The organism is Ideonella alba (genome assembly GCF_018069875.1).
GTDB classification, from domain to species: Bacteria; Pseudomonadota; Gammaproteobacteria; order Burkholderiales; family Burkholderiaceae_C; genus Ideonella; species Ideonella alba.
Genome location: NZ_JAGQDF010000001.1, coordinates 483,328 through 508,629, shown reverse-complemented (window position 1 = coordinate 508,629; position 25,302 = coordinate 483,328). Strand labels below are relative to the sequence as shown.

The window sequence follows — 25,302 nt, the reverse complement described above, 5'->3', positions numbered from 1 at the left end:
GCCGGGGTACGCTTGGCCCATGGCCGATGACGACAACCCGGTTCCACCTGCCACCGTGCTGGTCATGGGCTGCGGCAGCGTGGGCGCCTTCCTCGCCGCGCGGCTGCAGGCCGCCGGCGCGGTGGTGCACTGCGTCGGCCGCGGCCGCATGCTCGACGCCCTGCGCAGCCACGGCCTGCGCGCCACCGACATCGAGGCCGCACCGGTGGAGTTGCCGGCCGAATCGCTGCACCTGCACGAGCGCGTGCCTTCGGGCCTGCTGCCCGACCTGACGCTGCTCACCGTCAAGTGCAGCGGCACCGCCGATGCCGCCCGCGCGCTGGCCCAGCGCCTGCCGCCGGGCTCGCCGGTGCTGTGCCTGCAGAACGGCATCGACCAGGCCGGCCAGGCCCGCGCGCTGGCGCCGCGCCTGGACTGGCTGACCGGCATGGTGCCGTTCAATGTGGCCGAACTGGAGCCGGGCCACCTGCACCGCGGCACCACGGGGCGGCTGGCCGCCCAGGACGCGCCCGTCGTGCAGCGCCTGGCACCGCTGTTCGCGCACGCCGGCCTGCCACTGGCGCGCCACGCCGACATGCGGCCGGTGCAATGGGGCAAGCTGCTGCTGAACCTGAACAACCCGGTCAATGCCCTCTCCGGCCTGCCGCTGCGCGCGGAGCTGATGAACCGCGGCTACCGCCGCATCCTGGCGGCGCTGCAGCGCGAGGCCCTGGCCGCGCTGGCCGCCGCCGGCATCACCCCGGCGCGCATGACGCCGCTGCCGCCGCATCGCCTGCCGGCCCTGCTGGAGGCCCCCGACTGGCTGTTTCGCCTGCTGGCGCGGCGCATGCTGCGGATCGACCCGCAGGCGCGCTCTAGCATGGCCGACGATCTGGCCCAGGGCCGGCGCACCGAGATCGACGACCTGTGCGGCGCCGTGGTCCGCCTGGGCCGCGAGCACGGCGTGCCCACGCCGCTGAACGAGCGCATGCTGTCACTGGTGGGGGTCTGGCCGCCACCGGGCGAATGGCCCAGCGCCGACGGTCTGCGCCAGGCGTTGCAGGCCCCCGTATCCTGAATCGACCTGCACAAGCCCCTGCCGAACCGCTACGATCCAGGCATCGTGCCTCGAGCCGCCGAGGAGACACCCATGCGCACCGTCTTCCAACCCGCCACCGACCTGCTGGTGCAGTACGCCCGCCTGCACCGCGACCGGCGCAACATCCTGACCCATGCCGTGGGGGTGCCCCTGGTGGTGTTCGCGCTGGGGGTGCTGCTCGGACGCCCACGCTGGGACAGCGGCTGGACCCCCGCCTGGGCACTGTGGTGCCTGACCACGCCCTGGTACCTGTCGCGCGGCCAGGTGGGCCTGGGCGTGGCGGCCACCCTGCTCAACGCCCTGCTGCTGGCGCTGGCCACCCCGCTGGCGGCCACCGGCTCGTGGCTGGTGGTGGGTGTCGGCGCGCTGCTGATGGGCTGGTCGGCGCAATGGGCCGGCCACTACTACGAGGGCCGGCGCGCCGACGCGATCGACGACCTCACCCGGCTGCTGGTCGGCCCGCTGTTCGTGGCCGCCGAGGCGCTGTTCGCGCTGGGCCGCTGCCGGCCGCTGCGCGAGCAGATCGAGCGCGCCGCCGGGCCCACCCGGCTGCGCGATCTGACGGTGCCGGCCTGAGCGGCACCCCGCCAGGGCCTCAGGTGCCCTTGGAGACCGTGATCGTCGGGAACTTCGACGAGTAGTCCTTGGCCTTCTTGGCCACCGCCACCGCCACCTGGCGCGCCACGCTGCGGTAGATGCCGGCGATCTCGCCGTCGGGGTCGGCCACCACGGTGGGGCGGCCGCTGTCGGCCTGTTCGCGGATCGACAGGTTCAGCGGCAGCGCGCCCAGGTAGGGCATCTTGAAATCCTGCGCCATCTTCATGCCGCCGCCCTGGCCGAAGATGTGCTCGGTGTGGCCGCAGTTGGGGCAGCAGTAGACCGCCATGTTCTCGACCACGCCGATGATGGGCACGCCCACCTTCTCGAACATGCTGACACCCTTGCGGGCGTCCAGCAGCGCGATGTCCTGCGGCGTGGTGACGATCACCGCACCGGTCAGCGGCACGCGCTGGCTGAGCGTGAGCTGGATGTCGCCGGTGCCCGGCGGCATGTCGACCAGCAGGTAGTCCAGATCCTGCCAGTTGGTCTGGCGCAGCAGCTGGTCCAGGGCCTGGGTGGCCATCGGGCCGCGCCAGATCATCGCCTGGTCGGCCTCGACGATGAAGCCGATCGACATCACCTGCACGCCGTGGCCGATCATCGGCTCCATCGACTTGCCGTCCACGCTTTCCGGGCGGCCGTCGATGCCCATCATCATCGGTTGGCTGGGGCCGTAGATGTCGGCGTCCAGGATGCCCACGCGGGCGCCTTCGGCGGCCAGCGCCAGCGCCAGGTTGACGGTGGTGGTGCTCTTGCCCACACCGCCCTTGCCCGAGGCGATGGCGATGATGTTTTTGACGCCCGGCAGCAGCGGCACGCCGCGCTGCACCGAGTGGGCGGTGATCTTGAACGCCAGATTGGCGCTGACATTACCCACGCCCGGCACCGAACGCGCGGCGGCGATCAGGGCCTGGCGCAGCGGCGGGATCTGGGTGGCGGCCGGGTAGCCCAGTTCCACATCGAAGGACACGTCGGTGCCGTCGATGCGCAGGTTCTTCAGCTGCCGGGTGCTGACCAGGTCCTGCTGGGTGTTGGGATCAACGACGGTCTGCAGTGCGGCGAGCAGGGCGGATTCGGTCAGTGCCATGGGGAATTCGGAGCGTGGATGGGGTGGGACGCGGCGCAGTCTAGCCCAGGGCCGATACCCTGCCCCGCGCCGGGCCCTCCGGCGCCGCTTGAGCGCTCAGTGATCGTCCTGCTCGCAGGCGCGGCGCAAGTCGGCCAGCGGATCGTCCACCCGGCAGGCCCGGTCCAGGTCGTAGGCGCGGCGGATGCGGTCGATGCGGAAGGCGCGGTCCTTGCCGCGGGTCTCGCAGTGCGCCAGGATCTGCTGGCGCGGACCACGCTCCAGCAGGTGCGAGATCTGCACCGTGCGGACGCTGACGCCGCCGTCCTGGGTCTCGTAGTGGATGCGCCAGCGCGCCTGCAGCGCCCGTGCGCCGGGCGGCACGCCGGACGGCGAATCGGGATCGTCGCTGGGATCGGGGGGCAGGCTCACAAGGGCGGCTCCGGGCAGGCAGGTCGGCAGGAGGAGGCCGGCAAAGACCCCTCCGGCAGCCTGACATCCTAGCGTTACCGCGCGCCCAGAACGCCTGCGATCGTGGGGGTCAGGCGCGGCGCAGCGCCTGGGCGGCCAGCAGCAGCCGCTCCGGTGTGGCCGGACTGACCAGCGGCACCGGCGTCGACCCAGGCCTGACCGCGCCCACCGCATCCTTCAGCGCGAAGAACACGCTCAGCCCCAGCATCAGCGGCGGCTCACCGGTGGCCTTGATGTTGAAGGGCGTGGGCTTGATGTTGCGGCCATCGAACAGGTGGACATGGAACTGCTCGGGGATGTCGGAGGCCACCGGGATCTTGTAGGTGCTGGGGCCGTGGGTGAGCAGCTTGCCCCTGGCGTCCCACAGGCACTCCTCCATCGTCAACCAGCCCATGCCCTGGACGAAGCCGCCCTCGATCTGGCCGCGGTCGATCGCCGGGTTGATCGAGCGGCCCACGTCGTGGACCATGTCGGCGCGCAGCAGCCGCCATTCACCGGTCAGCAGGTCCAGTTCGACCTCGCTGACCGCCGCGCCGTAGCAGTAGTAGTAGAAGGCCCGGCCCTGCAGCTTCATCGGGTCGTAGCCGATCTCGGGCGTGCGGTAGAAGCCGGTCTGGCTCAGGCCCACGCGCGCCGCCCAGGCCTTGTTGGCCAGGGTCTTGAAGTCCAGGAACTGGCCGGTCGGGCTGCTCACGCCGTCGCCGCCGAACACCACCTGCTCGGCCGTGCAGCCCAGGGCCTCGGCAGCCACCGGCGCCAGGCGCTCGCGCAGCTGCTCGCAGGCGTGGCGGGTGGCGGCGCCGTTCAGGTCGAAGCCGCTGGACGCCGCGGTGGCCGAGGCGTTGGGCACCTTCAGCGTGTCGGTGGCAGTGACGCGCACCCGGCTGACGCTGATGCCCAGCTCATCCGCCGCCAGCTGCGCGATCTTGGTGTTCAGGCCCTGCCCCATTTCGGTGCCACCGTGGTTCACCGCGACCGAGCCGTCGTTGAAGATGTTGACCAGCGCGCCCGCCTGGTTGAGCAGCGTGGCCGTGAAGCTGATGCCGAACTTGAGCGGCGTCAAGGCCAGGCCGCGCTTGGTGGTCTTGTGCGCCGCATTGAAGGCCGCCACCTCGGCGCGACGCGCCACGTAGTCGGCCTTGGCCTCGACCTCGGCGATCACCTGGTCGCCCACCCAGTCCTCGATCAGCTGGCCGTACTGCGTGGTCAGCGTGGCCGGGTCGGGGCTGGCGTGGTACAGATTGGCGCGGCGCACCTCGAGCGGGTCCTTGCCGAGGTGGCGGGCGATCTCGTCCATCACGGTCTCGATCGCGAACATGCCCTGCGGACCGCCGAAGCCGCGGAAGGCGGTGCTGCTCTGGGTGTGGGTGCGGCAACGGTGGCCCACCACATGGACGTTGGGCAGGTAGTAGGTGTTGTCGATGTGCAGCAGCGCGCGGTCGTTGACCGGGCCCGAGTAGTCCATCGTCGGGCCGCAGCGCGAGGCCAGCATCAGATCCAGCCCCAGCACCCGGCCGGTGTCGTCGAAGCCGACGTCGTAGTCGATGCGGAAGTCGTGGCGCTTGCCGGTGATCAGCATGTCATCGTCTCGGCAGGCGCGCAGCTTGACCGGCTTCTTCAGCAGGAAGGCGGCCAGTGCCGCACTCTGCGAGAAGATGCTGGCATTGCCCTCCTTGCCACCGAAGCCGCCGCCCATGCGCCGGCAGATGACCTCGACATCCTTGGTCTGCAGGTTCAGCGCCGCGGCGGCCTCCTTCTGGTTGCCCTCGGGGTGCTGGCTGCTGGTGTAGATGGTGAGCTGGCCGTCCTCGCGCGGGACCGCATAGCTGACCTGGCCTTCCAGGTAGAACTGTTCCTGCTGGCCGGTGCGGGTGCTGCCCGAAAGGCGATGCGGCGCCGCCGCCAGCGCGGCGGCGGCGTCACCGCGCACCACGGTCTTGCTGGGCATCACCCAGCTCTGAGCTTCCAGCGCCTGCTCGATCGTCAGGATGGCGGGCAGCTCTTCGAAGGACAGCCTGGCCTTGCGTGCGGCTTCACGGGCATAGACCATCTCGCGCGCCACCACCACCGCCACCGGCTGGCCCAGGTAGTTCAGCTCGCCCGGGCACAGGAAGGGGTCATCGTGGACGATCGGGCCGCAGTTGTTCTCGCCGGGGATGTCCTCGGCGGTGAAGACCGCCACCACGCCGTGCTCGGCCAGCAGCGCCGCCTTGTCGACACCGTTGTGCGGGCCCGTCAGCTGGCCATGCGCCACCGGCGAGGTGACCAGCGCGGCGTACAGCGTGCCGCGCAGCTCCGGGATGTCGTCGGTGAAGGTGGCCTCGCCGCTGACATGCAGCACGGCCGATTCATGCGCCACCTCCTTGCCGGAGAAGGGGCCGGTGGCGGCGGGCAGCAGCGACTTCAGGGATTCAGGAGCGTTCATGCCAGGGCTGCCTCTTCGTTGCCGATGAATCGGAGGACCAGGTTGCGGGCCACCAGCGAGCGATAGGCCCAGGTGCCGCGCAGACCGTCGCGCGCCGGGAAGGCGGTGGCCACCACGGCGTCCACCTCGGCCGCGGTGATGCTGTCGGGCGCGCGCCCTTGCAGCAGGGACTCCAGCGCCGGCACCCGCTGCGGGAAGGGCGTGACGCCATTGACCGCCAGACGCAGGCCGCTCAGGCGCCCGTCCTGCAGCGTGTAGCGCGCCGCGGCGCAGATCGCGGAGATGTCCTGGTCGAAGCGCTTGCTGACCTTGTGCGCGACGAAGACCTCGCCGGCCTGCCGGCGCGGGATCTCCACCGCCTCGATCAGTTCGTCCGCCTGGAGCACGCTGGTCTTCATGCCGGTGTAGAACGCGTCCATCGCCACGCGCCGGGTGCGGCCGGCACGGCGCAGCACCAGCGTCGCGCCCAGTGCCATCAGGCAGGGCATGCTGTCCCCGATCGGCGATCCATTGGCGATGTTGCCGGCCAGCGTGGCGGTGGAGCGGATCGGCGGCGAGCCGAAGCGGCGCAGCACCTCGGCAAAGTCGGGCCAGTCGGTCCTGACCAGGTCCAGCACGCGCTCCAGCGACACGCTCGCACCCACGCGCCAGGCGCCGGCGCTGGTCTGCACCTGCTGCAGCTCGGCCACGTTGCCCAGGTAGACGATGTGCTCGGGGCGGTGGAACTGCTTGTTGACCTTCAGGCCGATCTCGGTGGAGCCGGCCAGCAGCGTGGCGCCCGGCGCGTCCTGCAGCGCCTTGTCCAGCTCGGCCAGGTTGGCCGGCGAGGTGAAGCTGCTGCCCTTGCGGGTGCGCACCACCGGCTGCACCAGCAGCTCGCCGTCGAGCGAGTAGGTCGGGGCGGCGTCTCGGCGGATCTGGCGCAGCAGCGGCAGGTCGGCGCTGTCGTCCAGCTTCAGCGCGGCAGCACCGGCTGCGCTGGCCTCCAGCGCGGCATCGACGATGGGCCGGTAGCCGGTGCAGCGGCACAGGTTGCCCTGCAGCGCGTCGTTGACCTGCTGGCGGCTGGGCGTGGGCAGCACCTGCATCAGGCCGGCCAGGCTCATCGCGAAGCCCGGGGTGCAGAAGCCGCACTGCGTGCCGTGACAGCTGACCAGCGCCTGCTGCACCGGGTGCAGGCTGCCGTCGGGGCGTTTGAGGCTCTCGACGGTCTTCAGGCTCTTGCCGTCCAGCGTGGGCAGCAGTTGCATGCAGCTGTTCACCGCGATGTAGTCCACCGCGTCGCCAGCGGCATTGAGGGTGCCCACCAGCACGGTGCAGGCGCCGCAGTCGCCCTCGGCGCAGCCTTCCTTGGTGCCGCTGCGGTGCTGGTGTTCGCGCAGGAAGTCGAGCACGGTGGTGGTGCGTCGCAGGCCCTGGGCCTCGACGATGCGGCCGTCGATGACGACCCGGACGGTATTGGTGGCCTGCGTCATGCAGCGGCTCCGGCGAAGGACAAGGATCAACCCGCGATTATCGGACCGCCACCCGGCCACTGGCCGACACACCTCGGGAGAATACCGAGAGATCCGTGACGCGGGCACGGATCCTGCAAGCGGTTGCTGGATGACAATGCGCGCGGACCGCCCCCGTCCGCCCGCCTCAAGAATGACCCTCTGGAGCCCTGTGCCATGACCTTCGTCCGCCGCTCGATCCTCGCCCTGGCCGCTGCCGCCGGCCTGCTGGGCACCACCCTGCCCGCCACCGCCCAGGAGACCGCCGTCAAGTTCCAGCTCGACTGGCGTTTCGAGGGCCCCAGCGCCTTCTTCCTGCTGCCGGTGGCCCAGGGCCAGTTCAAGGCCGAGAAGCTCAACGTCACCGTGGACGCCGGCAACGGTTCGGGCAACGCGGTCAACCGCGTCGCCTCGGGCACTTACGACATGGGATTCGCCGACCTGTCGGCGCTGATGGAATTCCACGCCAACAACCCCACCGCCCCGAACAAGCCGGTGGCGGTGATGATGGTCTACAACAACACGCCGGCCGCCGTCTTCGCGCTCAAGAAGAGCGGCATCAAGACCCCTGCCGACCTGGCCGGCAAGAAGTTGGGCGCTCCGGTGTTCGACGCCGGCCGCCGCGCCTTCCCGATCTTCCAGAAGGCCAACGCCATCGGCAAGGTCGAGTGGGTCTCGATGGACCCGCCGCTGCGCGAGACCATGCTGGCCAAGGGCGATGTGGACGCGATCACCGGCTTCTACTTCACCAGCCTGCTGAACCTGGAGGCCCGCGGCATCAAGGCCGAGGACGTCAACGTGATGATGTACCCGGCCCATGGCGTCAAGCTCTACGGCAACGTGATCATCGCCGGCGAGGAATTCCTCAAGAAGAACCCGGAAGCGGTCAAGGCCTTCCTGCGCGCCTTCACCAAGGGCGCCAAGGAAGTGATCGCCAACCCGAAGGCCGCGATCGCGGTGGTCAAGGAGCGCGACGGCATCATCAACGCCGACCTCGAGGAACGCCGCCTGAAGCTGGCCATCGACTCCTCGGTGGCCACCACCGACGCCAAGGCCGAGGGCTTCGGCGACGTCAGCAAGCCGCGCCTGGCCCTGATGGCCAGCCAGGTGGCCGATGCCTTCCAGACCAAGGGCCGCATCAACCCGGATGCGGTCTGGAACGGCAGCTTCCTGCCCACCGCCGCCGAGCGCAACATCTTCGCCAAGAAGTGAGCTGATGGCCTTCGTCGACTTCAACGGGGTCTGGCTCGCCTACAACGACGAGCTGCTGGCCCAGGGCCATTACGCGGTCGAGGACATCCACCTGCAGGTCGACGAAGGCGAGTTCATCGCCATCGTCGGGCCTTCGGGCTGCGGCAAGTCCACCTTCATGAAACTGGCCACCGGCCTGAAGCGGCCCAGCAAAGGCACGGTGATCATCGGTGGCAAGGAAGTGACCGGGCCGCTGAAGATCACCGGCATGGCCTTCCAGGCCCCCAGCCTGCTGCCCTGGCGCACCACGGTGGCCAACGTGATGCTGCCGCTGGAGATCGTCGAGCCCTACCGCAGCAGCTTCAAGCAGAAGAAGGCCGAGTACGAGGCCAAGGCCCGCGCCCTGCTGCAAAGCGTGGGCCTGGGCGGCTACGAGGACAAGTTCCCCTGGCAGCTCTCGGGCGGCATGCAGCAGCGCGCCAGCATCTGCCGCGCGCTGATCCACGAGCCCAAGATGCTGCTGCTCGACGAGCCCTTCGGCGCGCTGGATGCCTTCACCCGCGAAGAGCTGTGGTGCACGCTGCGCGACCTGCAGGCGGCGCAGAAGTTCAACGTCATCCTGGTCACCCATGACCTGCGCGAGAGCGTCTTCCTGGCCGACACCGTCTACGTGATGAGCAAGAGCCCCGGCCGCATGGTGGTGCGCCGCGAGATCGACCTGCCGCGCCCGCGCGACCTGGAGATCACCTACACGCCGGCCTTCACCGACATCGTGCATGAGCTGCGCGGCCACATCGGCGCGATGCGCAAGCAAGGCGTGGAGATCGCCCAATGACGCGCAAGAGCCTGGAAGCCTGGTCGCCCTGGGTGCTGCTGGTGCTGATCCTGCTGGTCTGGCAGGGCATCTGCAGCGCCTTCAACGTCAGCGAGTTCATCTTTCCCAGCCCGGCGCGCATCTGGGAGCAGCTGCTCGAGTACAAGGCCGTCATCGCCGGCCACGCCTGGCGCACCTTCTGGGTGACGATGGCGGGCTTCGCCATCGCCATCGTGGTGGGCGTGCTGCTGGGCTTCCTGATCGGCAGCTCGCGCATGGCCTACACCGCCTTCTACCCGCTGATGACCGGCTTCAATGCGCTGCCCAAGGCGGCCTTCGTGCCGGTGCTGGTGGTGTGGTTCGGCATCGGCATCGGTCCGGCCATCCTGACCGCCTTCCTGATCAGCTTCTTCCCGATCACCGTGAACATCGCCACCGGCCTGGCCACGCTCGAGCCCGAGCTGGAGGACGTGCTGCGGGTGCTGGGCGCCAGCCGCTGGGACGTGCTGACCAAGGTCGGTCTGCCCCGCTCCATGCCCTACTTCTTCGGCAGCCTGAAGGTGGCGATCACGCTGGCCTTCGTGGGCACCACGGTGTCCGAGATGCAGGCCTCGAACGAGGGCATCGGCTACCTGCTGGTCAGCGCTGGCAGCGCGATGCAGATGGGCCTGGCCTTCGCCGGTCTGGTGGTGGTGGGCGCCATGGCCATGGCGATGTACGAGTTCTTCAGCTGGATCGAGAAACACACCACGGCCTGGGCGCACCGCGGTTCGCAATCGCACTGACCCGCCGGGCACAATCGCGCCCATGAGCCTGCGCGACACCGATCCCGCCCTGCATGCGTGGCGCCAGTTCTGCCTGGACGAGGCGCTGGACCTGGTCGACCGCGTGCTGTTCGACGGCAGCGCGCGCACCCAGCCCGGCCTGCGCCCCGCCTGGCAGGCCCAGCTGCGCGAAGCCCTTCTAGAACCTCGCCGCGCCGGCCTGGACACCGCGATCGGCGGCGTGGTGGTCGAGACGCTCAGCGGCGTCTCGCTGCTGTGCGACGACGAGGTCAACGAATCCATCCAGCTGCGCGGCGCCGTGCAGGCGATCGACCATGAGGCCGAGTTCGTGCTGCGCGAGCTGGGCGCGCTGGCACTGCGCTGGTACCGCGAGACCGACGCGCTGGGCTACCCCAGCCCGGTGCTGCTGGAAGCGGCCACGCTGGCCGAGACGCTGGACCGCGCGCTGCACGCCGCCGTACCCTCGGCGCCGCGGCGACTGGACCTGCTCAAGGAGCTGCGTCCCGCGCTGGTGCGCGAGGCCACGCGCTCCTACGAGCGCCAATGCGCCTGGCTGCAGAGCACCGGCGCCCGGGCCATCGACGCGGCGCAGGCCGCCCGCGCCGGCCTGTCTGCCCGTGTCGCGCACGCCGCGCCGGCGCCGGCGGCGCCCATCCCGCCGGGCCAGGTGGCGGCGCTGTTCGAGCGCCTGCAGGACCATGCGCGCCTGGGCCCGGGCATGCGCGAGCTGCTGCAGGGGCTGTCTCGGCTGGCCCAGGCCAGCGCCGCCGCCGAGCCGGCGCTGCTGCAGGACCCCCAGCACCCGCTGTGGCTGCTGACCGACCGCCTGGTGGCGCTGTCGCAGCTGGACCTGGACGGCCAGGCCCCCGGCAAGATCGCGCTGCACCAGCGCCTGCAGCCGCTGATGGACGCGCTGCAGCGCGCTCCGCAGCCGCTGCTGACGCGCCACTACGAACAGGCACGCGTGCACCTGGAGCGCCTGGCCAATGCCTCGCTGCCCGACCCGGTCCACCCGGGTCCGGTGGCCCACCTGCAACAGGCCGAACGCCACGCCGAGCTGCTGCCGCTGGTCCAGGCCCAGGTGGTCGAGCAGTTGCAGCGCACCAAGCTGCTGCCGCAGGCCAGCCAGTTCCTGCTGGGCGACTGGGTGCGGGTGATCACCCGCACCAGCGCCCGCGACGGCGTCGACGGCCCGGGCCCGCGCCGCTGGACCGCCGTGATCGACACCCTGGTCGACGCCGCCGCGCTGGAGCGCCCGCGCCCACCCACGCCGGCCGAGCTGGACTGCCTGCTGCTGGAAGTCCACGACGGCCTGCGCGCGATCGACGAGGCCCCGGCCCGCATCCAGCGCCAGGTCGATGAGCTGCGCGTGGCGCTGAAGGCCTGGCCGCGCCGCGCGGCGGCCAGCGCGCCGGGGCCGGAGTCGCCGCCGGAGGTGGCCGGCTCGCCCGACATCCAATCCTCGGCCTGGATCCACCATGCCGACCTGGCCACCGTGCCGGTGGCGATGGACGAAAGCCCGGACTCGCCCGCCTGGCGCGACGCCCAGCAATGGCTGGCCGGGCTGGCGGTGGACGACCTGTGCCGCGCCTGCCTGCAGGGCCGCTGGACCGCGGTGCGGCTGGACTGGATCAGTGACAACGGCCAGTTCTTCGCCTTCAGCCGCCGCCAGGGCACGCCCTTCTGCACCAGCCGCCGGGTGCTCGAGCGCATGCGCGGCGAGGGCCTGATCACCACCATCCCGGCCGGCGAGTGGCTGCGCGACGCGGTCGAGAGCCTGCCGCAGGAGCCGGCATGAGGCTGATGGCCGCTGGCTGGGGTGGGCGTTGAGCTGGCGCGGCCACCTGCGGCTCGACTACCGGCTCGAGGACCAGCGCACCACCGCCCTGGATCGCCACGAGGGTCCGCTGCGCGTGCTGCAGCGCCTCTACCCCGAGGGCGACGCCATCTGCCACCACGTGCTGGTGCATCCGCCCGGCGGCATCGTCGGCGGTGACCAGCTGGCGATCGAGGCCACGCTGGGCCCCGGCACCCACGCGCTGATCACCACGCCCGGCGCCACCCGCTTCTACCGCAGTGCCGGTGCCCAGGCCACGCAGACGCTGCAGGCCCGGCTGGCCGCGGGGGCGCGGCTGGAGTGGCTGCCGCTGGAGACGATTGCCTACAGCGGCTGCCGCGCCGCCAATGCGCTGCATTTCGAGCTGGCGCCCGGGGCGCAGATGATCGGCTGGGACCTGCTGGCCCTGGGCCTGCCGGCCGCCGAGCTGGGCTTCGAGCGGGGCGAGCTGCACCAGACAGTCTCGATCGCCGGCCGCTGGCTGGAGCAGGGACGCATCCGTGCCGACGACCGGGTGCTGCTGGACTCGCCGCTGGGCTGGGCCGGCCAGCGGGCCCTGGCCACGCTCTGGTGCGCCGCCGGCGACGGCTTCAGCGATGGGCTGCGCGAACAGCTGCTCGAGGACGCGCGCGCCTGCATCGCGGCCTCGCCGCTGGCCGCCCGGGCCGGGGTCAGCGCCGCCGACGACGGCGTGGTGGTGCTGCGGGCGCTGGCGCCACGCACCGAAGCGCTGTTCACGCTGGCGCGCGCCGTGCGCGCCGGCTGGCGCCGCCGCCTGTGGTCGCTGGCCGAATGCCCGCCACGGCTGTGGGCGATGTGACGCCGGCCCACCCGCGGGAAAACCCGCAATAGCGGGCCCAGACGCGGCTTTTCAGCCCTTCGGGTCCGGGAGGGTCGGGCGATAAACACGCATTCGCCGTGTCCTGTCACCCGAGGTGCTCTGCCATGTCCCTTGCCGCCGATGGATCCTTGCTGCGTCCGGCCGTGTCCGTGATGCGCCAGCTGCGGCTGCCCGCCAAGATGGCGCTGATCGTCGCCCTGATCGCCGTGCCGCTGATGATCCTGATCGGCCGCACGCTGCTGGACACCGGCCGCGCGCTGGCGGTGGCCCGCAACGAGGCGCAGGGCGCCCGCGTCGTGGCCGCGCTGCTGGATGTGGCCGTGGCCACGCAGAAGCACCGCGGCCAGACCAATCTGGCGATGGGCGGCAATGCCCAGGCCGAGCAGGCGCTGCAGGCCACACGGGCCGAGCTGGCCAAGGGCCTCGCGGCGATGAAGGAAGAACAGGCGGCGCTGCAGGCCTGGGGCCTGACCGACGCCTGGAGTCCGATCGCCACAGCCGTCGCGACACTGGGTGAAGGGCGGCGCGACGGTGACCGCGCCCAGGTGTTTGCGGCCCACACCGCCCAGGTCAAGGCCATGCGTGCGCTGGCATCGCGCATCGGCGAGACCTCCGAACTGCTCTTCGACCCCGAGGCCGCCAGCTTCTTCCTGATGGACATGGTGGTCGAACGCTCGCTGCCCTTGACCGAAACAGCCGGGCTGCTGCGCGGGCAGGGCGCCGGCCTGATCAGCAGCGGCGAAGCCAGCACCACCGCGCTGGCCCAGGTCAGCGGTCGCGTGGCGATGCTGCAGGAGCAGGTGGAGGGCATGAAGACGCGGGTCGCGGCGCTGCTGCGGGCCGGCGATCCCGAGCCGACCAGCTTCGCCCCGATGATGGCCGCCAACCTGGCCTTTGCCGATCTCGCTGCCCGCAGCTTCGCCGACGGCAAGCCGCAGGGCGACCCGCAAGCCTTCTTCAAGGCCGGAACGGCGGCGATCGAGGCGACCACCGCGTTCTCGCGCCAGATCACCGGCCGGCTCTCCGTGATCCTGAGCGAGCGTGAGCACGTCCTGCAGCGGCGCCAGTGGCTGGCCCTGGGCGGCTCGCTGCTGGGCGTGCTGGTCCTGGCCTATGCCATGACCGGCTTCTATGCCAGCGTGATGGATGCGCTGCAGCGGGTCAGCCGGGTGGCGCATGCCGGCGCCGCGGGCGACCTGTCGGTGCGTGCGGGCGTGCCGGGCCGTGACGAGTTCGCCATGATGGCCCAGGAGCTCGATGCGATGTGCAGCCGATTGGCAGGCGTGGTGGGCAGCATCCGCAGCCATGCCCAGCAGGTGGCGCAGACCGGCCAGCAGATGGAGCAGCAAAGCCACGACCTGGCCAGCCGTGCGAGCCAGCAGGCCGCCACGGTCGAGGAGTCGGCCGCCACGCTCGAGCAGGTCTCGCAAACCGCGCGCAGCAATGCCAGCCATGTCGAGCAGGTCGATCAGCTGTTCCACCAGATCCGCAACACCGGCGCCGATGGCCGCCAGCGCATGCAGGGCGCGGTGCAGACGGTCGAGGGCATCGCCGCCACCAGCCGGCGCGTCGGCGAGATCGTGCAGGTGATCGACGGCATCGCCTTCCAGACCAACATCCTGGCCCTGAATGCCGCGGTGGAAGCGGCGCGGGCCGGCGAGTCCGGTCGCGGCTTCGCGGTGGTGGCGGGTGAGGTGCGGGCCCTGGCCCAGCGCAGCGCCAGTGCCGCGGGCGAGATCCGCTCGCTGATCACCGGGTCCGCCGAACAGGTGGAGGCCGGCGTGGCCGAGATCCACAAGGCGCGCGACAGCGTCGACCGCATCCTGGACCAGGTGGGTGGCGTCGGCGAGGCCATGGGCCAGCTGGCCACCGCAACCCGCGAGCAGACGATGGCCGTGGGCCAGGTGGCCGAGGCGGTGCGCCAGATCGGCGACACCACCGCGCACAACGCCCACAGCGCCGAGGCCACCAGCAGCGCCGCCAACACCCTGCGTCACGGCGCAGACGAGCTGCACCGCCTGGTCGATCAGCTCAGGACCTGAGTCGCTGGGCGAGCCTCAATCGCGCGCGAAGTCGTAGGGGCCGCCGCGCTCCAGCGCACGCCGGTAGGCCGGCCGCGCATGGATGCGGCGCAGCCAGTCCATCAGCCGCGGCCGCGAGGCATCCAGCCCGGCGCGCTGCGCCGCGGCCTCGACGGGAAAGCTCATCTGGATGTCGGCGGCGCTGAAGGTGTCGCCCGCGAACCAGTCGCGTCCCGACAGCTCGGTTTCCATGAAATCGAGCTGGGCGCGCAGATTGGGTTCGACGAAGCTGGTCAGCACCTTGTCGGCGATCGCCCGCGCCACCGGCTTGACGAAGAAGGGCATCGGCGCCGAGCGCACCCGGGCGAACACCAGCTTCATCAGCAGCGGCGGCATCGCCGAACCCTCGGCGAAATGCAGCCAGTAGCTGAAGCGCCGCTGCTCGGGCGTGCCCGGCGCCGGCCGCAGCCGGCCCTGGCCATGGGTGTCGAGCAGGTACTCGATGATGGCCCCGCTCTCGGCCACGGTGATGTCGCCGTCGCTGAGCACCGGCGATTTGCCCAGCGGATGCACCGCCTTCAGCGAGGGTGGCGCCAGCATGGTCTGCGGGTCGCGCTGGTAGTGGCGGATCTCGTAGGGCAGCGCCAGTTCCTCGAGCAGCCACAGCACACGCTGCGAGCGCGAATTGTTCAGGTGGTGGACGGTGATCATGGGCCGGCATGCTACGGGGCGGCCGGCACCCGCGGCGTCACGGGGTCTTGGCCGCCCACCAGTCCAGCAGGCCGCGGGCCGCCACCACGCCGCTGGCGAAGCAGGCGGTGAGCAGGTAGCCGCCGGTCGGCGCCTCCCAGTCCAGCATCTCGCCGGCGAAAAACACGCCGGGGCGCTCGGGCCACATCAGGTGCTCGTCCAGCGCCTCCAGGCGCACGCCGCCGGCGGTGCTGATCGCCTCGTCGATCGGCCGGGCCGCGTGCAGTTGCAGCGGCAGCGCCTTGATGCGGCGCGCCAGCCAGGCGGCGTCGCGGCTCTGCAGCTGCCATTCCTCGGCGCTCAGGCCCTCGCGCAACAGGCCGGCCTTGGCGCCGGACAGCCCGGCCTGTTCCTTCAGGTGATTGGCCAGGCTGCGCGCGCCCCGGCCGCGGGCCAGCGCGGCCTGCAAGGCCTCGACCGGGCGGTCCGGCAGCAGGTCCAGCAGCACCAGCGCCCGCCCGTGGGCTGCGATCTCGTCACGCAGCAGCGCCGAGGCGGCGTAGACCAGGCTGCCCTCCAGCCCGGTGGACGTGACCACGCACTCGCCCTTGCGGCGGAACTGTCGGCCGCGGCTGTCGCGCGTGTCCAGCAGCACCGACTTCAGCGGTGCGCCGGCGTGGCGGCTGGCGAAGTGCTCGCTCCAGCCCACGTCGAAGCCGCAGTTGGCGGGCTGCAGCGGCGACAGCGCCAGCCCGGCATCGCCCAGGGGCTGCACCCAGGCGCCGTCCGAGCCCAGGCGGGCCCAGCTGGCGCCGCCCAGCGCCAGCACCACGGCGTCGGCATGCACCTGGCGCGGGCCGTCGGGGGTCTCGAAGCGCAACTCGGAGCCGTGCTGCAGCACGCCGGCCTGCCAGCGGTGGCGCAGGTGCAGGCGCACGCCGGCCGCCCGCAGCCGCGCCAGCCAGGCGCGCAGCAGCGGTGCGGCCTTCATCGACTCGGGGAACACCCGGCCCGAGCTGCCCACGAAGGTGGACACGCCCAGGCCCTGGGCCCAGTCGCGCAGGGCCTGCGGCCCGAAGGCTTCCAGCCAGCGCGCCACCTCGGGCGCGCGTTCGCCGTAGCGGCCGGTGAAGGCGGGCAGCTCCTCGGAATGGGTCAGGTTCAGGCCGCCCTTGCCGGCCAGCAGGAACTTGCGGGCCGGCACCGCGCTGGCGTCATAGACGTCAACCTGGGCGCCGGCCGCGGCCAGCACCTCGGCAGCCATCAGGCCGGCGGGGCCGGCGCCGACAACGGCCACGCGGGGACCGGCAGTGGGGGTGGTGAAGCTCATGGGGGGTCGCAGTGTAGGGCCTGCGGCCCCCCAGGTCATCAGGGCCGGAAGGCGATCCAGCGGTGGGTGTAGTTCGTGCCGGTGCCCAGCGTGGTCTCCACCGTCTGCGTGCTGACCTTGACGAAGTGCACCGGCGTGTCCAGCCAGCAGCAGTCACCATTGCCCACCGCCAGCACCTTGCCGTCGGGGCTCAGCGCCAGGCCATAGGCGCCTGGGATGGCGATCGGCGTGCCGACCGCACCGGTTTTCAGCGTCACCGGGTAGACCGCGCCGTTGGTGTTGGACACAAAGGCGGTCTTGCCGTCCAGGGTGATCACGACCTGCGCGCCGCCGCTGCTCTGCGGCAGGGTGATCGGCGCGGCATCGGCCTTGTCCTTGGCGGTGCGGATGCGCCACAGCGGGCCGGTGATGCAGGCCACATAGACCGCGCTGCCGTCCGGCGTGGCCGCCATGCCGTACGGGCTGCAGCCGGGCAGCGACAGCGTCTTCTTCAGCTTGGGCGTGGCGCCCAGCGACACCACCGACACGGTGCTGTCTCCGGCGTTGGCGGTGTAGGCCTTGCTGCCGTCGGGCAACACCGCCAGACCGGTGGGCGAGGCCCCCACCGCCACGGTCTTCACCACCGCGGTGTTGCCGGTGGCGATCAGCGCCAGCTGGTTGGAGCCCGCGCCGGTGGTGGCCAGCCACTGGCCGTCGGGCGTGGCCGCGGCAAACAGCGGCGCGGTGACGCCGGCGTTGAAGGCCGGGCCGGGGGTGAAGGTGGCGGTGTTGATCGGCGTGATGGTGTTGGCGCCGGCGTTCATCACCCAGGCGGTGGCGCCATCCGGGCTGAAGGCGATGCCGGCCGGGCAGTGGCCCACGGGCACTGTGGCGCCGCTGGCCCAGGGCTTGCCGGTGAACTGGGTCACCGAGTTGTTGGTGGGGCACTGGTCGTTGCCGACATACAGCGTGTACTGGGCCCGGGCCGCGGGGCTGGCCAGCGTGGCCGCCAGCAGGCCCGTCAGCATGGTCGTGCGATGCAGGTGCATGCGAGCTCCTTGGAGGTGGTGGTGCGGCCAGTCTGCGGCCGCGCGGCACCGCGGGTCGAGTCCGCGGGGGTGACAGGGCGGTGACACCTTGGCTGGGGCCCGTTCGCACGACCGGAAGGGTTGCGGTCGTGTGAACAGACCCTAAACTGCCACGGCGATGAGCGCCGTTTCTTCTCCCGCCGTGCCGCCCGAGCAGGCCGCTGCCCTGGCACGGATCGAGGCCAGCGGCGCCTTCGCCCGGGCACTGCGGCACCGTCGCTTGCTGCGCCACCTGGTGGAGCGCTGCGCGGCGGGCGACACCGCCTCGCTGAAGGAATCCCTGATCGCGGTGCAGGTGCTGGGCCGGCCAGCCGACCGCTTCGATCCGGCCGAGGACAGCATCGTGCGCGTCGAGATGCGCCGGCTGCGGGCGCGGCTGGCCCGCTACTACGCCGAGGAAGGCATGGCCGACCCCTGGCGGCTGGCGCTGCGGCCTGGCAGCTACCAGGTGCACTGGCTGGCGCCGCTGCACCCGCCCACGGTCAGCCGCGCCGCGCGCGACCTCGTCGAGCGCGGCGAGCACTTCCTGCGCGGGCCGGTCAGCGCGCCCCTGCTGGCCCAGGCGCGCGATCGCTTCGCTGCCGCGGTGCGGGCCGCACCCGCCTGGGCGCCCGCCTGGACCGGCCTGGGGCGGGCCTGGTACAACAGTGCCACCAGCTGGTCGGTGCCCCCCACCGAGGCCGCCGCCGAATGCCAGCGCGCGCTGGACCAGGCGCTGCTGCTGGACCCCACCGACGCGCTGGCACAGACGCTGCGTGCCGCCGCGCACCACCAGTTCGGCTGGGCCTGGGCGCCGGCGCGCGCCGGCTTCGAACGCGCCCGGGCGCTGGCGCCGCAGCAGGCCTTCGTGCACAGCGCCTTCGGCTGTCACCTGACCTACCGCGGCCTGTGGGACGACGCCGAGGCCGCACTGCACGAGGCTCGCCGTCTCGATCCGCACTACCTGGCCAGCCGCATGCACCTGGTCAACCTGCGCCTGGCCCAGGGCCGGCCGGACCAGGCCCGGGCCGAGCTGGCCGCCGTGCTGGACATCGCGCCACGCAGCGCGCCGGCACTGGCGCTGGCCGCCCTGATCGCCCTGAGCGACGGCGACCCCGAGGCGGCGCGGCCCTGGGCCGAGGAAGCGCTGGCGGCGGCGCCGCAGGAGCCGGGCTACCAGGCGCTGCGCTGGTCGGTCTGCGGCCAGATCGGCGTGCCGGCCGAACGTGCCGCCGCCAGTGCCGCGCTGCAGGCCCTGCACAGCACCCATCTGTCGCCCTATGTGCTGGCGCTGGCCCACGCCCGTCTGGGCGAGTCCGGCCTGGCCCTGCAGGCGCTGCAGCGGGCGATCAGCCAGCGCGACCCCAACCTGCTGATGCTCGACACCGACCCGTTCTGGCGTCCCCTGCACCACCAGGCGGCCTGGGCCGCGCTGACCCGGGCCTGGCGCGACGCCGCGCCGGGACTGCCCGTGCCGGGGGACGCGCCGCAGGACGCGCCGGGACGCTGAGCCGCCCAATGCGGAGTCGTCCCGATGCCCTCGGCCAAGCGCCCGCCCAGAATCTGCCCGACCGTCAGCCACCGGAGTCAGCCATGGGTCACAAGTACATCGACGCCTTCAACAAGGACCTCGACCGCCTGTTGAAGGAGCTCGAGGGCCTGAACAAGATCCTGTCGAAGAACCCCGAGGACGCCAAGGCCAAGGCAGCCAAGGCCAAGCTGGCGCCGTTCCTGACCAGGCAGGCCCTGGAGAAACGCCGCGACCTGGCCCTGAAGCTGGACCAGCAGGAGACCGAGAAAATCATCAAGGACAGCGGCCTGCCCTGGTGAGGCGGGCCGGCAGGGTCCTCAGATCGACATCAGCTCGCGCACGCCATTGGCCGCCATGTCCTCGCCGCGGCCGCGGGCGATGATCTCGCCGCGCTCCATCACCAGGTACTGATCGGCCAGCTCGGCGGCGAAGTCGTAGTACTGCTCGACCAGCACGATGGCCATGTCGCCGCGGTCGGCCAGCATGCGGATCACGCGGCCGATGTCCTTGATGATGCTGGGCTGGATGCCCTCGGTGGGCTCGTCCAGGATCAGCAGCTTCGGGCCTGGCGCCAGCGCGCGGGCGATCGCCAGCTGCTGCTGCTGGCCGCCCGACAGGTCACCGCCGCGACGCGCAATCATCTGCTTGAGCACCGGGAACAGCGTGAACAGCTCATCCGGGATCTTGGTGCCCGCCGGCCGGCTGGCCAGGCCCATGCGCAGGTTGTCCTCCACCGTCAGGCGACCGAAGATCTCACGGCCCTGCGGCACATAGCCCATGCCGGCGCGCACGCGCTCATAGGGCGTGGCGCGGGTCAGGTCGCGTCCGCCCAGCTGCACCGTGCCGGTCTTCACCGGCACCACGCCCATCAGGCTCTTGAGCAGCGTGGTCTTGCCCACGCCGTTGCGGCCCAGCACCACCGTCACCTCGCCCAGCCGCGCCTCGAACGAGACACCGCGCAGGATGTGGCTGCCGCCGTAGTACTGGTTCAGGCCGTCGACCTTCAGCATCTCAGCGGCCAAGGTACACCTCCACCACCTTCTCGTTCGATTGGACCTCGGACAGCAGGCCCTCGGCCAGCACACTGCCTTCATGCAACACGGTCACCGTCTTGCGGCCCTCGGTCAGCTGGTCGACGAACTTCATGTCGTGCTCCACCACCACCAGCGAGTGCTGGCCCTCCAGGCTCAGGAACAGCTCGGCGGTGCGCTCGGTCTCTTCGTCCGTCATGCCGGCCACCGGTTCATCCAGCAGCAGCAGCTTGGGGTCCTGCATCAGCAGCATGCCGATCTCCAGCCACTGCTTCTGGCCGTGGCTGAGCAGGCCGGCGGTGCGCTGGGCATCGGGCAGCAGGTGGATCAGCTGCAGGATCTCGCCGATGCGGTCGAGCTGCGCGCCCGACAGGCGCGAGAACAGGCTGGCACGCGCGCGGCGGTCGGCCTTGAGGGCCAGCTCCAGGTTCTCGAACACGCTGAGCTGCTCGTAGACCGTGGGCTTCTGGAACTTGCGGCCGATGCCGATCTGCGCGATCTCGTTCTCGCGCAGGCGCAGCAGGTCGATGTTGGAGCCGAAGCTGGCGGTGCCGGCATCGGGCCGGGTCTTGCCGGTGATGACGTCCATCATCGTCGTCTTGCCGGCGCCGTTGGGGCCGATGATGCAGCGCAGCTCGCCCACGTTCACCGCCAGGCTCAGTGCATTGAGCGCCCGGAAGCCGTCGAAGCTGACCGTGATGTCGTCCAGGTACAGCGCCACGCCGTGCGCGAAGTCGGGCTCGGCACCGTGCAGCACGCGGCCGAAGCTGGCGCCGCGGTCGCCGCTGGTGACCTCGGCCTCCACCTTGGCGCGGTGCGCCTCCAGCGCCTTGGCGCCAGCTTCCATCAGGTCGGGCGTCATGCGCGCTCCTCCTTCTTCGCGCCCTTCAGGCGATCCACCAGGCCGACCAATCCCTGCGGCAGGAACAGCGTCACCGCAATGAACAGCGCGCCCAGGAAATACAGCCAGAACTCGGGGAACACCTGCGTGAACCAGCTCTTCGCGCCATTGACGAAGAAGGCGCCGACGATCGGCCCGATCAGCGTGGCGCGACCGCCCACCGCGGCCCAGATGGCGATCTCGATCGAGGCCGCCGCGCTCATCTCGCCCGGGTTGATGATGCCCACCTGCGGCACATACAGCGCACCCGCCACGCCGCACATCACGGCACTCAAGGTCCAGATCGCCAGCTTGTAGGCCAGCGGGTTGTAGCCGGTGAACATCACGCGGCTCTCGGCATCGCGGATCGCCTGCAGCACCCGGCCGAACTTGCTGTTCACGATGGCGCGGGCCATCAGGTAGAAGCCGATCAGCGTCAGGCCGGTGATGACGAACAGCACCATGCGGGTGGACGGCTGGGCGATCGGGATGTCCAGGATGCGCTTGAAGTCAGTGAAGCCGTTGTTGCCGCCGAAGCCGGTCTCGTTGCGGAAGAACAGCAGCATCGCCGCGAAGGTCATGGCCTGCGTGATGATGCTGAAGTACACGCCCTTGATGCGGCTGCGGAAGGCGAAGAAACCGAACACGAAGGCCAGCAGGCCCGGCACCACCAGCACCAGCCCCATCTGCAGCACAAAGCTGTCGCTCCAGGCCCAGTGCCAGGGCAGTGCCTTCCAGTCCAGGAAGACCATGAAGTCGGGCAGTTCGGTCTGGTAGTTGCCGTCGCGGCCGATCTGGCGCATCAGGTACATGCCCATCGCGTAGCCGCCCAGCGCGAAGAAGAGGCCATGGCCCAGGCTGAGGATGCCGGTGTAGCCCCAGATCAGGTCCATCGCCAGCGCGCAGATCGCATAGCACATGATCTTGCCGGCCAGCTGCACATAGAAGTCGCTGAGGTGGAACGCGCTGCCCGCCGGCACCAGCAGGTTCAGCACCGGCACCAGCGCGGTCACCACCAGGGTGGCCAGCAGCACGCCGGACCAGCCGGCGGGGGTGAGCAGCAGGCCGCGGCGCGGCGCGGGAAGGGTCAGGGTCGTCGTTGTCATCTCATGCCTCGGCGCTTCGGCCCTTCATCGCGAACAGCCCTTGCGGACGCTTCTGGATGAACACCACGATGAACACCAGCACCATGATCTTGGCCAGCACCGCACCGGCCCAGCCTTCCAGGAACTTGTTCAGCACACCCAGACCCAGCGCGGCGTAGACCGTGCCGGCCAGCTGGCCCACGCCGCCCAGCACCACCACCATGAAGCTGTCGACGATATAGCTCTGGCCCAGGTCCGGACCGACGTTGCCCACCTGGCTGAGCGCGCAGCCCGCCAGCCCGGCGATGCCGGCGCCCAGCGAGAACGCATAGGTGTCGATGCGCGCGGTGTGGATGCCCACGCAGGCGGCCATGCGGCGGTTCTGCGTGACGCCGCGCACGAACAGACCCAGCCGGGTGCGGGCGATCAGCAGCGCCACGCCGGCCAGCACCGCGAAGGCGAAACCGATGATGGCGATGCGGTTGTAGGGCAGCGTCAGATTGGGCAGCACCGCGATGCCGCCCGACAGCCAGGCCGGGTTCTCCACCGGCACGTTCTGCGCGCCAAACAGCGAGCGCACGCCCTGCATCAGCACCAGCGAGATGCCCCAGGTGGCCAGCAGGGTCTCCAGCGGCCGACCGTAGAGCCAGCGCAGCACCGTGCGCTCCAGCACCGCGCCCACCAGCGCCGCCGCCAGGAACGAGGCCGGCACCGCCAGCCACAGGTAGAAATCGAACGCGCCGGGCGCATAGGCCCGGAACAGGTTCTGCACCACGTAGGTGGCGTAGGCGCCGATCATCATCAGCTCGCCGTGCGCCATGTTGATCACGCCCATCAGGCCGTAGGTGATCGCCAGGCCCAGCGCCACCAGCAGCAGGATGCTGCCCAGGCTGACGCCGGTGAAGACCACGCCCAGGCGCTCGCCCCAGACCAGGCGCGACTCGACCTGGCCGATCGCGCTCATCAGCGCGCCCTTGACCTCGGCGTCGGCTTCGCTGCCCAGGCGCTCCTGCAGCAGCGCCTTGACCTGGGGCTCCGCACTGGCGGCCAGTTCTTTCACCGCCGCCAGTCGCTTGTCCTTGTCGGCCGACGACACCAGCACATTGGCGCGCAGGCGGCCCAGCGTGGCCTTCAGCGCCGCATCGGGTTCGGCGTCGACCGCCTTGTCCAGCAGCGGCAGCTGCGACTCATCCACGCCGCCCTTGGCCAGCTCGGCCACCGCCGCCTGGCGCACCGCCAGCTCGGGCGACAGCAGCTTCATCGACGCTTGCACCGCCTGCAGCGCACCGCGCATGCGGTTGTTGTTGACCACGTCCTCGGCGTCGTCCGGCAACGTGGCCGCCGCACCGGTGACCGCATCCTTGACGGCCGTGCCATCGATCACCAGCACCGCCTTGGGCGTCAGCTTGACCGCGTCATCCAGCAGCGCCTGCACGAAGCCCGCCAGCGCCGCATCCGGCACCTTGGCCGCCTCGCCCAGCGCCGCGATCCGCGCATCGGTCTCGCCCGCCGCGATCGCCCGCGCCTGCTCCGCCGTCAGCGCCGAAGCACACATCGCCACCAACGACAGCCCAAGGCCAAGAATCCAACGAATCATCACCATCCCTCGACAAACGAAAACGCGGGCCGGCGCCAGCCGCCCGCGCCTTCCGGCAGACGCGGTGGATCCGGCTTCGCCGGTCCACTCGCGTCGCCCCCAGAACTCGCGCCCTGGGGGCCGCAGCTGTGCTGCGGTAGGGGGGGTTATTTCTTCTCGGGGACGTTCTTCTTGCCCTTGTTCTCGGCGATGTAGTCGCTCCACGGATCGGCCACGACCGGACCCGGGGTCTTCCACACCACGTTGAACTGGCCGTCGGCCTTGACCTCACCGATGAACACCGGCTTGTGCAGGTGGTGGTTTTCCTTGTCCATCGTGCTGGTGAAGCCGCCCGGGGCCTTGAAGGTCTGGCCGGCCATCGCCGCGATCACCTTGTCGGTGTCGGTGGACTTGGCCTTGGTCACGGCCTGGGCCCACATGTTGATGCCGATGTAGGTGGCTTCCATCGGGTCATTGGTCAGCGGCTTGTCCTTGTGGCCGGCGATGCCCTTGGCCTTGGCGTAGTCGCTCCACTTCTTGACGAACTCGGCGTTGGTCGGGTTCTTGATGCTCATGAAGTAGTTCCAGGCGGCCAGGTGGCCGACCAGCGGCTTGGTGTCGACGCCACGCAGTTCCTCTTCACCCACCGAGAAGGCCACCACCGGCACGTCGGTCGCCTTCAGGCCCTGGTTGCCCAGTTCCTTGTAGAAGGGCACGTTGGAGTCGCCGTTGATGGTCGAGACCACCGCCGTCTTCTTGCCTTCAGAGGCGAACTTCTTGATCTTGGCGATGATGCTCTGGTAGTCGGAGTGGCCGAAGGGGGTGTACTCCTCCATGATGTCGGCCTCGGCGACGCCCTTGCTCTTCAGGAAGGCGCGCAGGATCTTGTTGGTGGTGCGCGGGTAGACGTAGTCGGTGCCCAGCAGCACGAAGCGCTTGGCCGAGCCGCCGTCCTTGCTCATCAGGTATTCCACCGCGGGAATCGCCTGCTGGTTGGGCGCGGCGCCGGTGTAGAAGACGTTCTTGCTGAGCTCTTCGCCTTCGTACTGCACGGGGTAGAACAGCAGCGAGTTCTTCTCTTCGAAGACCGGCAGCACCGACTTGCGCGACACCGAGGTCCAGCAGCCGAAGACCACGGCCACCTTGTCCTGGTCGATCAGTTGCTTGGCCTTCTCGGCGAACAGCGGCCAGTTCGAGGCCGGGTCCACCACCACCGGCTCGAGCTTCTTGCCCAGCAGGCCGCCCTTGGCGTTGATCTCGTCGATGGCCATCAGGACGGTGTCCTTCAGCACGGTTTCCGAGATCGCCATCGTGCCCGACAGCGAGTGCAGCACGCCCACCTTGATGGTGTCGGCCGCCTGGGCCAGCGTGGTGAAGCCGAGCGCGCAGGCGGCGGCGGCCAGCGCGGTGATGGAACGGCGGGTGAATTGCATGCGGGTGCTCCTGGGAGGGGTTGGGGGTGAATCAGTGCCCGCAGGTTAGAAGCCGCCGCCCGGACCGACCATACGCAC

At 70.7% G+C, this 25,302-nt stretch carries 21 protein-coding genes and 1 pseudogene; 10 read left to right on the top strand and 12 right to left on the bottom strand.

What is annotated here, in order from left to right; all coding sequences use genetic code 11:
- Window positions 1–19 precede the first annotated feature (19 nt).
- On the top strand, window positions 20–1,057 hold the full coding sequence (locus KAK07_RS02360; RefSeq protein ID WP_210858765.1) for a 2-dehydropantoate 2-reductase: 1,038 nt from the start codon (window positions 20–22) through the stop codon (window positions 1,055–1,057).
- Between the two features lie 72 nt (window positions 1,058–1,129).
- Entirely contained in the window at window positions 1,130–1,654 is a 525-nt protein-coding gene (locus tag KAK07_RS02355) for an Mpo1 family 2-hydroxy fatty acid dioxygenase (RefSeq protein WP_210852176.1), read from the top strand.
- Between the two features lie 19 nt (window positions 1,655–1,673).
- Here the strand turns inward: KAK07_RS02355 and apbC are convergent, their stop codons facing one another.
- The 4 genes from apbC to xdhA all read right to left on the bottom strand — a co-directional run bounded on the left by apbC (window position 1,674) and on the right by xdhA (window position 7,115).
- Window positions 1,674–2,765 carry an iron-sulfur cluster carrier protein ApbC gene (gene apbC, locus KAK07_RS02350; protein WP_210852175.1) on the bottom strand — a complete coding sequence of 364 codons (1,092 nt, stop codon included), beginning with the start codon at window positions 2,763–2,765 and terminating at the stop codon, window positions 1,674–1,676.
- A 96-nt stretch (window positions 2,766–2,861) separates the two neighbouring features.
- Complete coding sequence (locus KAK07_RS02345; RefSeq protein ID WP_210852174.1) at window positions 2,862–3,176, bottom strand: WYL domain-containing protein; 315 nt, start codon at window positions 3,174–3,176, stop codon at window positions 2,862–2,864.
- 109 nt (window positions 3,177–3,285) lie between these two features.
- Window positions 3,286–5,640 carry a xanthine dehydrogenase molybdopterin binding subunit gene (gene xdhB / locus KAK07_RS02340; RefSeq protein WP_210858764.1) on the bottom strand — a complete coding sequence of 785 codons (2,355 nt, stop codon included), beginning with the start codon at window positions 5,638–5,640 and terminating at the stop codon, window positions 3,286–3,288.
- Window positions 5,637–7,115, bottom strand: a complete 1,479-nt coding sequence (gene xdhA / locus KAK07_RS02335) for a xanthine dehydrogenase small subunit (protein ID WP_210852172.1) — start codon at window positions 7,113–7,115, stop codon at window positions 5,637–5,639. The genes xdhB and xdhA overlap by 4 nt, the downstream gene beginning before the upstream one ends.
- Before the next feature lie 195 nt (window positions 7,116–7,310).
- Between xdhA and KAK07_RS02330 the strand changes: the two genes are divergently transcribed.
- The 6 genes and pseudogenes from KAK07_RS02330 to KAK07_RS25885 all read left to right on the top strand — a co-directional run.
- A complete protein-coding gene (locus tag KAK07_RS02330) occupies window positions 7,311–8,345 on the top strand; it encodes an ABC transporter substrate-binding protein (protein ID WP_210852171.1) in 1,035 nt (344 codons plus the stop codon).
- Between the two features lie 4 nt (window positions 8,346–8,349).
- Window positions 8,350–9,159 (top strand): ABC transporter ATP-binding protein, encoded by an 810-nt coding sequence (locus tag KAK07_RS02325; protein WP_210858763.1) that lies wholly within the window; start codon window positions 8,350–8,352, stop codon window positions 9,157–9,159.
- A complete protein-coding gene (locus KAK07_RS02320) occupies window positions 9,156–9,923 on the top strand; it encodes an ABC transporter permease (RefSeq protein ID WP_210852169.1) in 768 nt (255 codons plus the stop codon). Before KAK07_RS02325 ends, KAK07_RS02320 begins: the two co-directional genes overlap by 4 nt.
- 22 nt (window positions 9,924–9,945) lie before the next feature.
- Window positions 9,946–11,721 (top strand): DUF1631 family protein, encoded by a 1,776-nt coding sequence (locus KAK07_RS02315; RefSeq protein ID WP_210858762.1) that lies wholly within the window; start codon window positions 9,946–9,948, stop codon window positions 11,719–11,721.
- A gap of 28 nt (window positions 11,722–11,749) precedes the next feature.
- Window positions 11,750–12,580 (top strand): urease accessory protein UreD, encoded by an 831-nt coding sequence (locus KAK07_RS02310; RefSeq protein WP_210852167.1) that lies wholly within the window; start codon window positions 11,750–11,752, stop codon window positions 12,578–12,580.
- Window positions 12,581–14,148: 1,568 nt separating this feature from the next.
- A pseudogene (locus KAK07_RS25885) lies at window positions 14,149–14,643 on the top strand (methyl-accepting chemotaxis protein); the annotation flags it as partial.
- A 15-nt stretch (window positions 14,644–14,658) separates the two neighbouring features.
- On the opposite strand, the gene KAK07_RS02300 reads toward KAK07_RS25885, so the two are convergent.
- Genes KAK07_RS02300 through KAK07_RS02290 form a run of 3 tightly spaced genes read right to left on the bottom strand, consistent with a single transcriptional unit; the run spans window position 14,659 to window position 17,670 of the window.
- Window positions 14,659–15,333, bottom strand: coding sequence for a glutathione S-transferase family protein (locus tag KAK07_RS02300; RefSeq protein WP_210858760.1), 675 nt, complete (start codon window positions 15,331–15,333; stop codon window positions 14,659–14,661).
- A 37-nt stretch (window positions 15,334–15,370) separates the two neighbouring features.
- Entirely contained in the window at window positions 15,371–16,642 is a 1,272-nt protein-coding gene (locus tag KAK07_RS02295) for a TIGR03862 family flavoprotein (protein ID WP_210858758.1), read from the bottom strand.
- Between the two features lie 38 nt (window positions 16,643–16,680).
- A complete protein-coding gene (locus tag KAK07_RS02290) occupies window positions 16,681–17,670 on the bottom strand; it encodes a YncE family protein (RefSeq protein ID WP_210858756.1) in 990 nt (329 codons plus the stop codon).
- Between the two features lie 157 nt (window positions 17,671–17,827).
- On the opposite strand from KAK07_RS02290, the gene KAK07_RS02285 reads away from it, so the two are divergent.
- On the top strand, window positions 17,828–19,198 hold the full coding sequence (locus KAK07_RS02285; RefSeq protein ID WP_210858754.1) for a tetratricopeptide repeat protein: 1,371 nt from the start codon (window positions 17,828–17,830) through the stop codon (window positions 19,196–19,198).
- An 83-nt stretch (window positions 19,199–19,281) separates the two neighbouring features.
- The gene (locus KAK07_RS02280; protein ID WP_210858752.1) at window positions 19,282–19,518 is read left to right on the top strand and encodes a hypothetical protein; all 237 of its coding nucleotides are present in this window, start codon (window positions 19,282–19,284) and stop codon (window positions 19,516–19,518) included.
- Between the two features lie 18 nt (window positions 19,519–19,536).
- Here KAK07_RS02280 and urtE read toward each other — a convergent pair whose 3' ends face one another.
- From urtE to urtA, 5 genes are all read right to left on the bottom strand, one after another.
- Window positions 19,537–20,229 (bottom strand): urea ABC transporter ATP-binding subunit UrtE, encoded by a 693-nt coding sequence (gene urtE, locus KAK07_RS02275; RefSeq protein WP_210852272.1) that lies wholly within the window; start codon window positions 20,227–20,229, stop codon window positions 19,537–19,539.
- Window position 20,230: 1 nt separating this feature from the next.
- Entirely contained in the window at window positions 20,231–21,112 is an 882-nt protein-coding gene (gene urtD, locus KAK07_RS02270; RefSeq protein WP_210852161.1) for an urea ABC transporter ATP-binding protein UrtD, read from the bottom strand.
- A complete protein-coding gene (urtC, locus tag KAK07_RS02265) occupies window positions 21,109–22,236 on the bottom strand; it encodes an urea ABC transporter permease subunit UrtC (RefSeq protein ID WP_210852160.1) in 1,128 nt (375 codons plus the stop codon). The genes urtD and urtC overlap by 4 nt, the downstream gene beginning before the upstream one ends.
- A gap of 1 nt (window position 22,237) precedes the next feature.
- The gene (gene urtB, locus KAK07_RS02260; RefSeq protein ID WP_247660933.1) at window positions 22,238–23,770 is read right to left on the bottom strand and encodes an urea ABC transporter permease subunit UrtB; all 1,533 of its coding nucleotides are present in this window, start codon (window positions 23,768–23,770) and stop codon (window positions 22,238–22,240) included.
- 188 nt (window positions 23,771–23,958) lie between these two features.
- Complete coding sequence (gene urtA, locus KAK07_RS02255) at window positions 23,959–25,224, bottom strand: urea ABC transporter substrate-binding protein (protein WP_210852158.1); 1,266 nt, start codon at window positions 25,222–25,224, stop codon at window positions 23,959–23,961.
- Window positions 25,225–25,302: the final 78 nt, after the last annotated feature.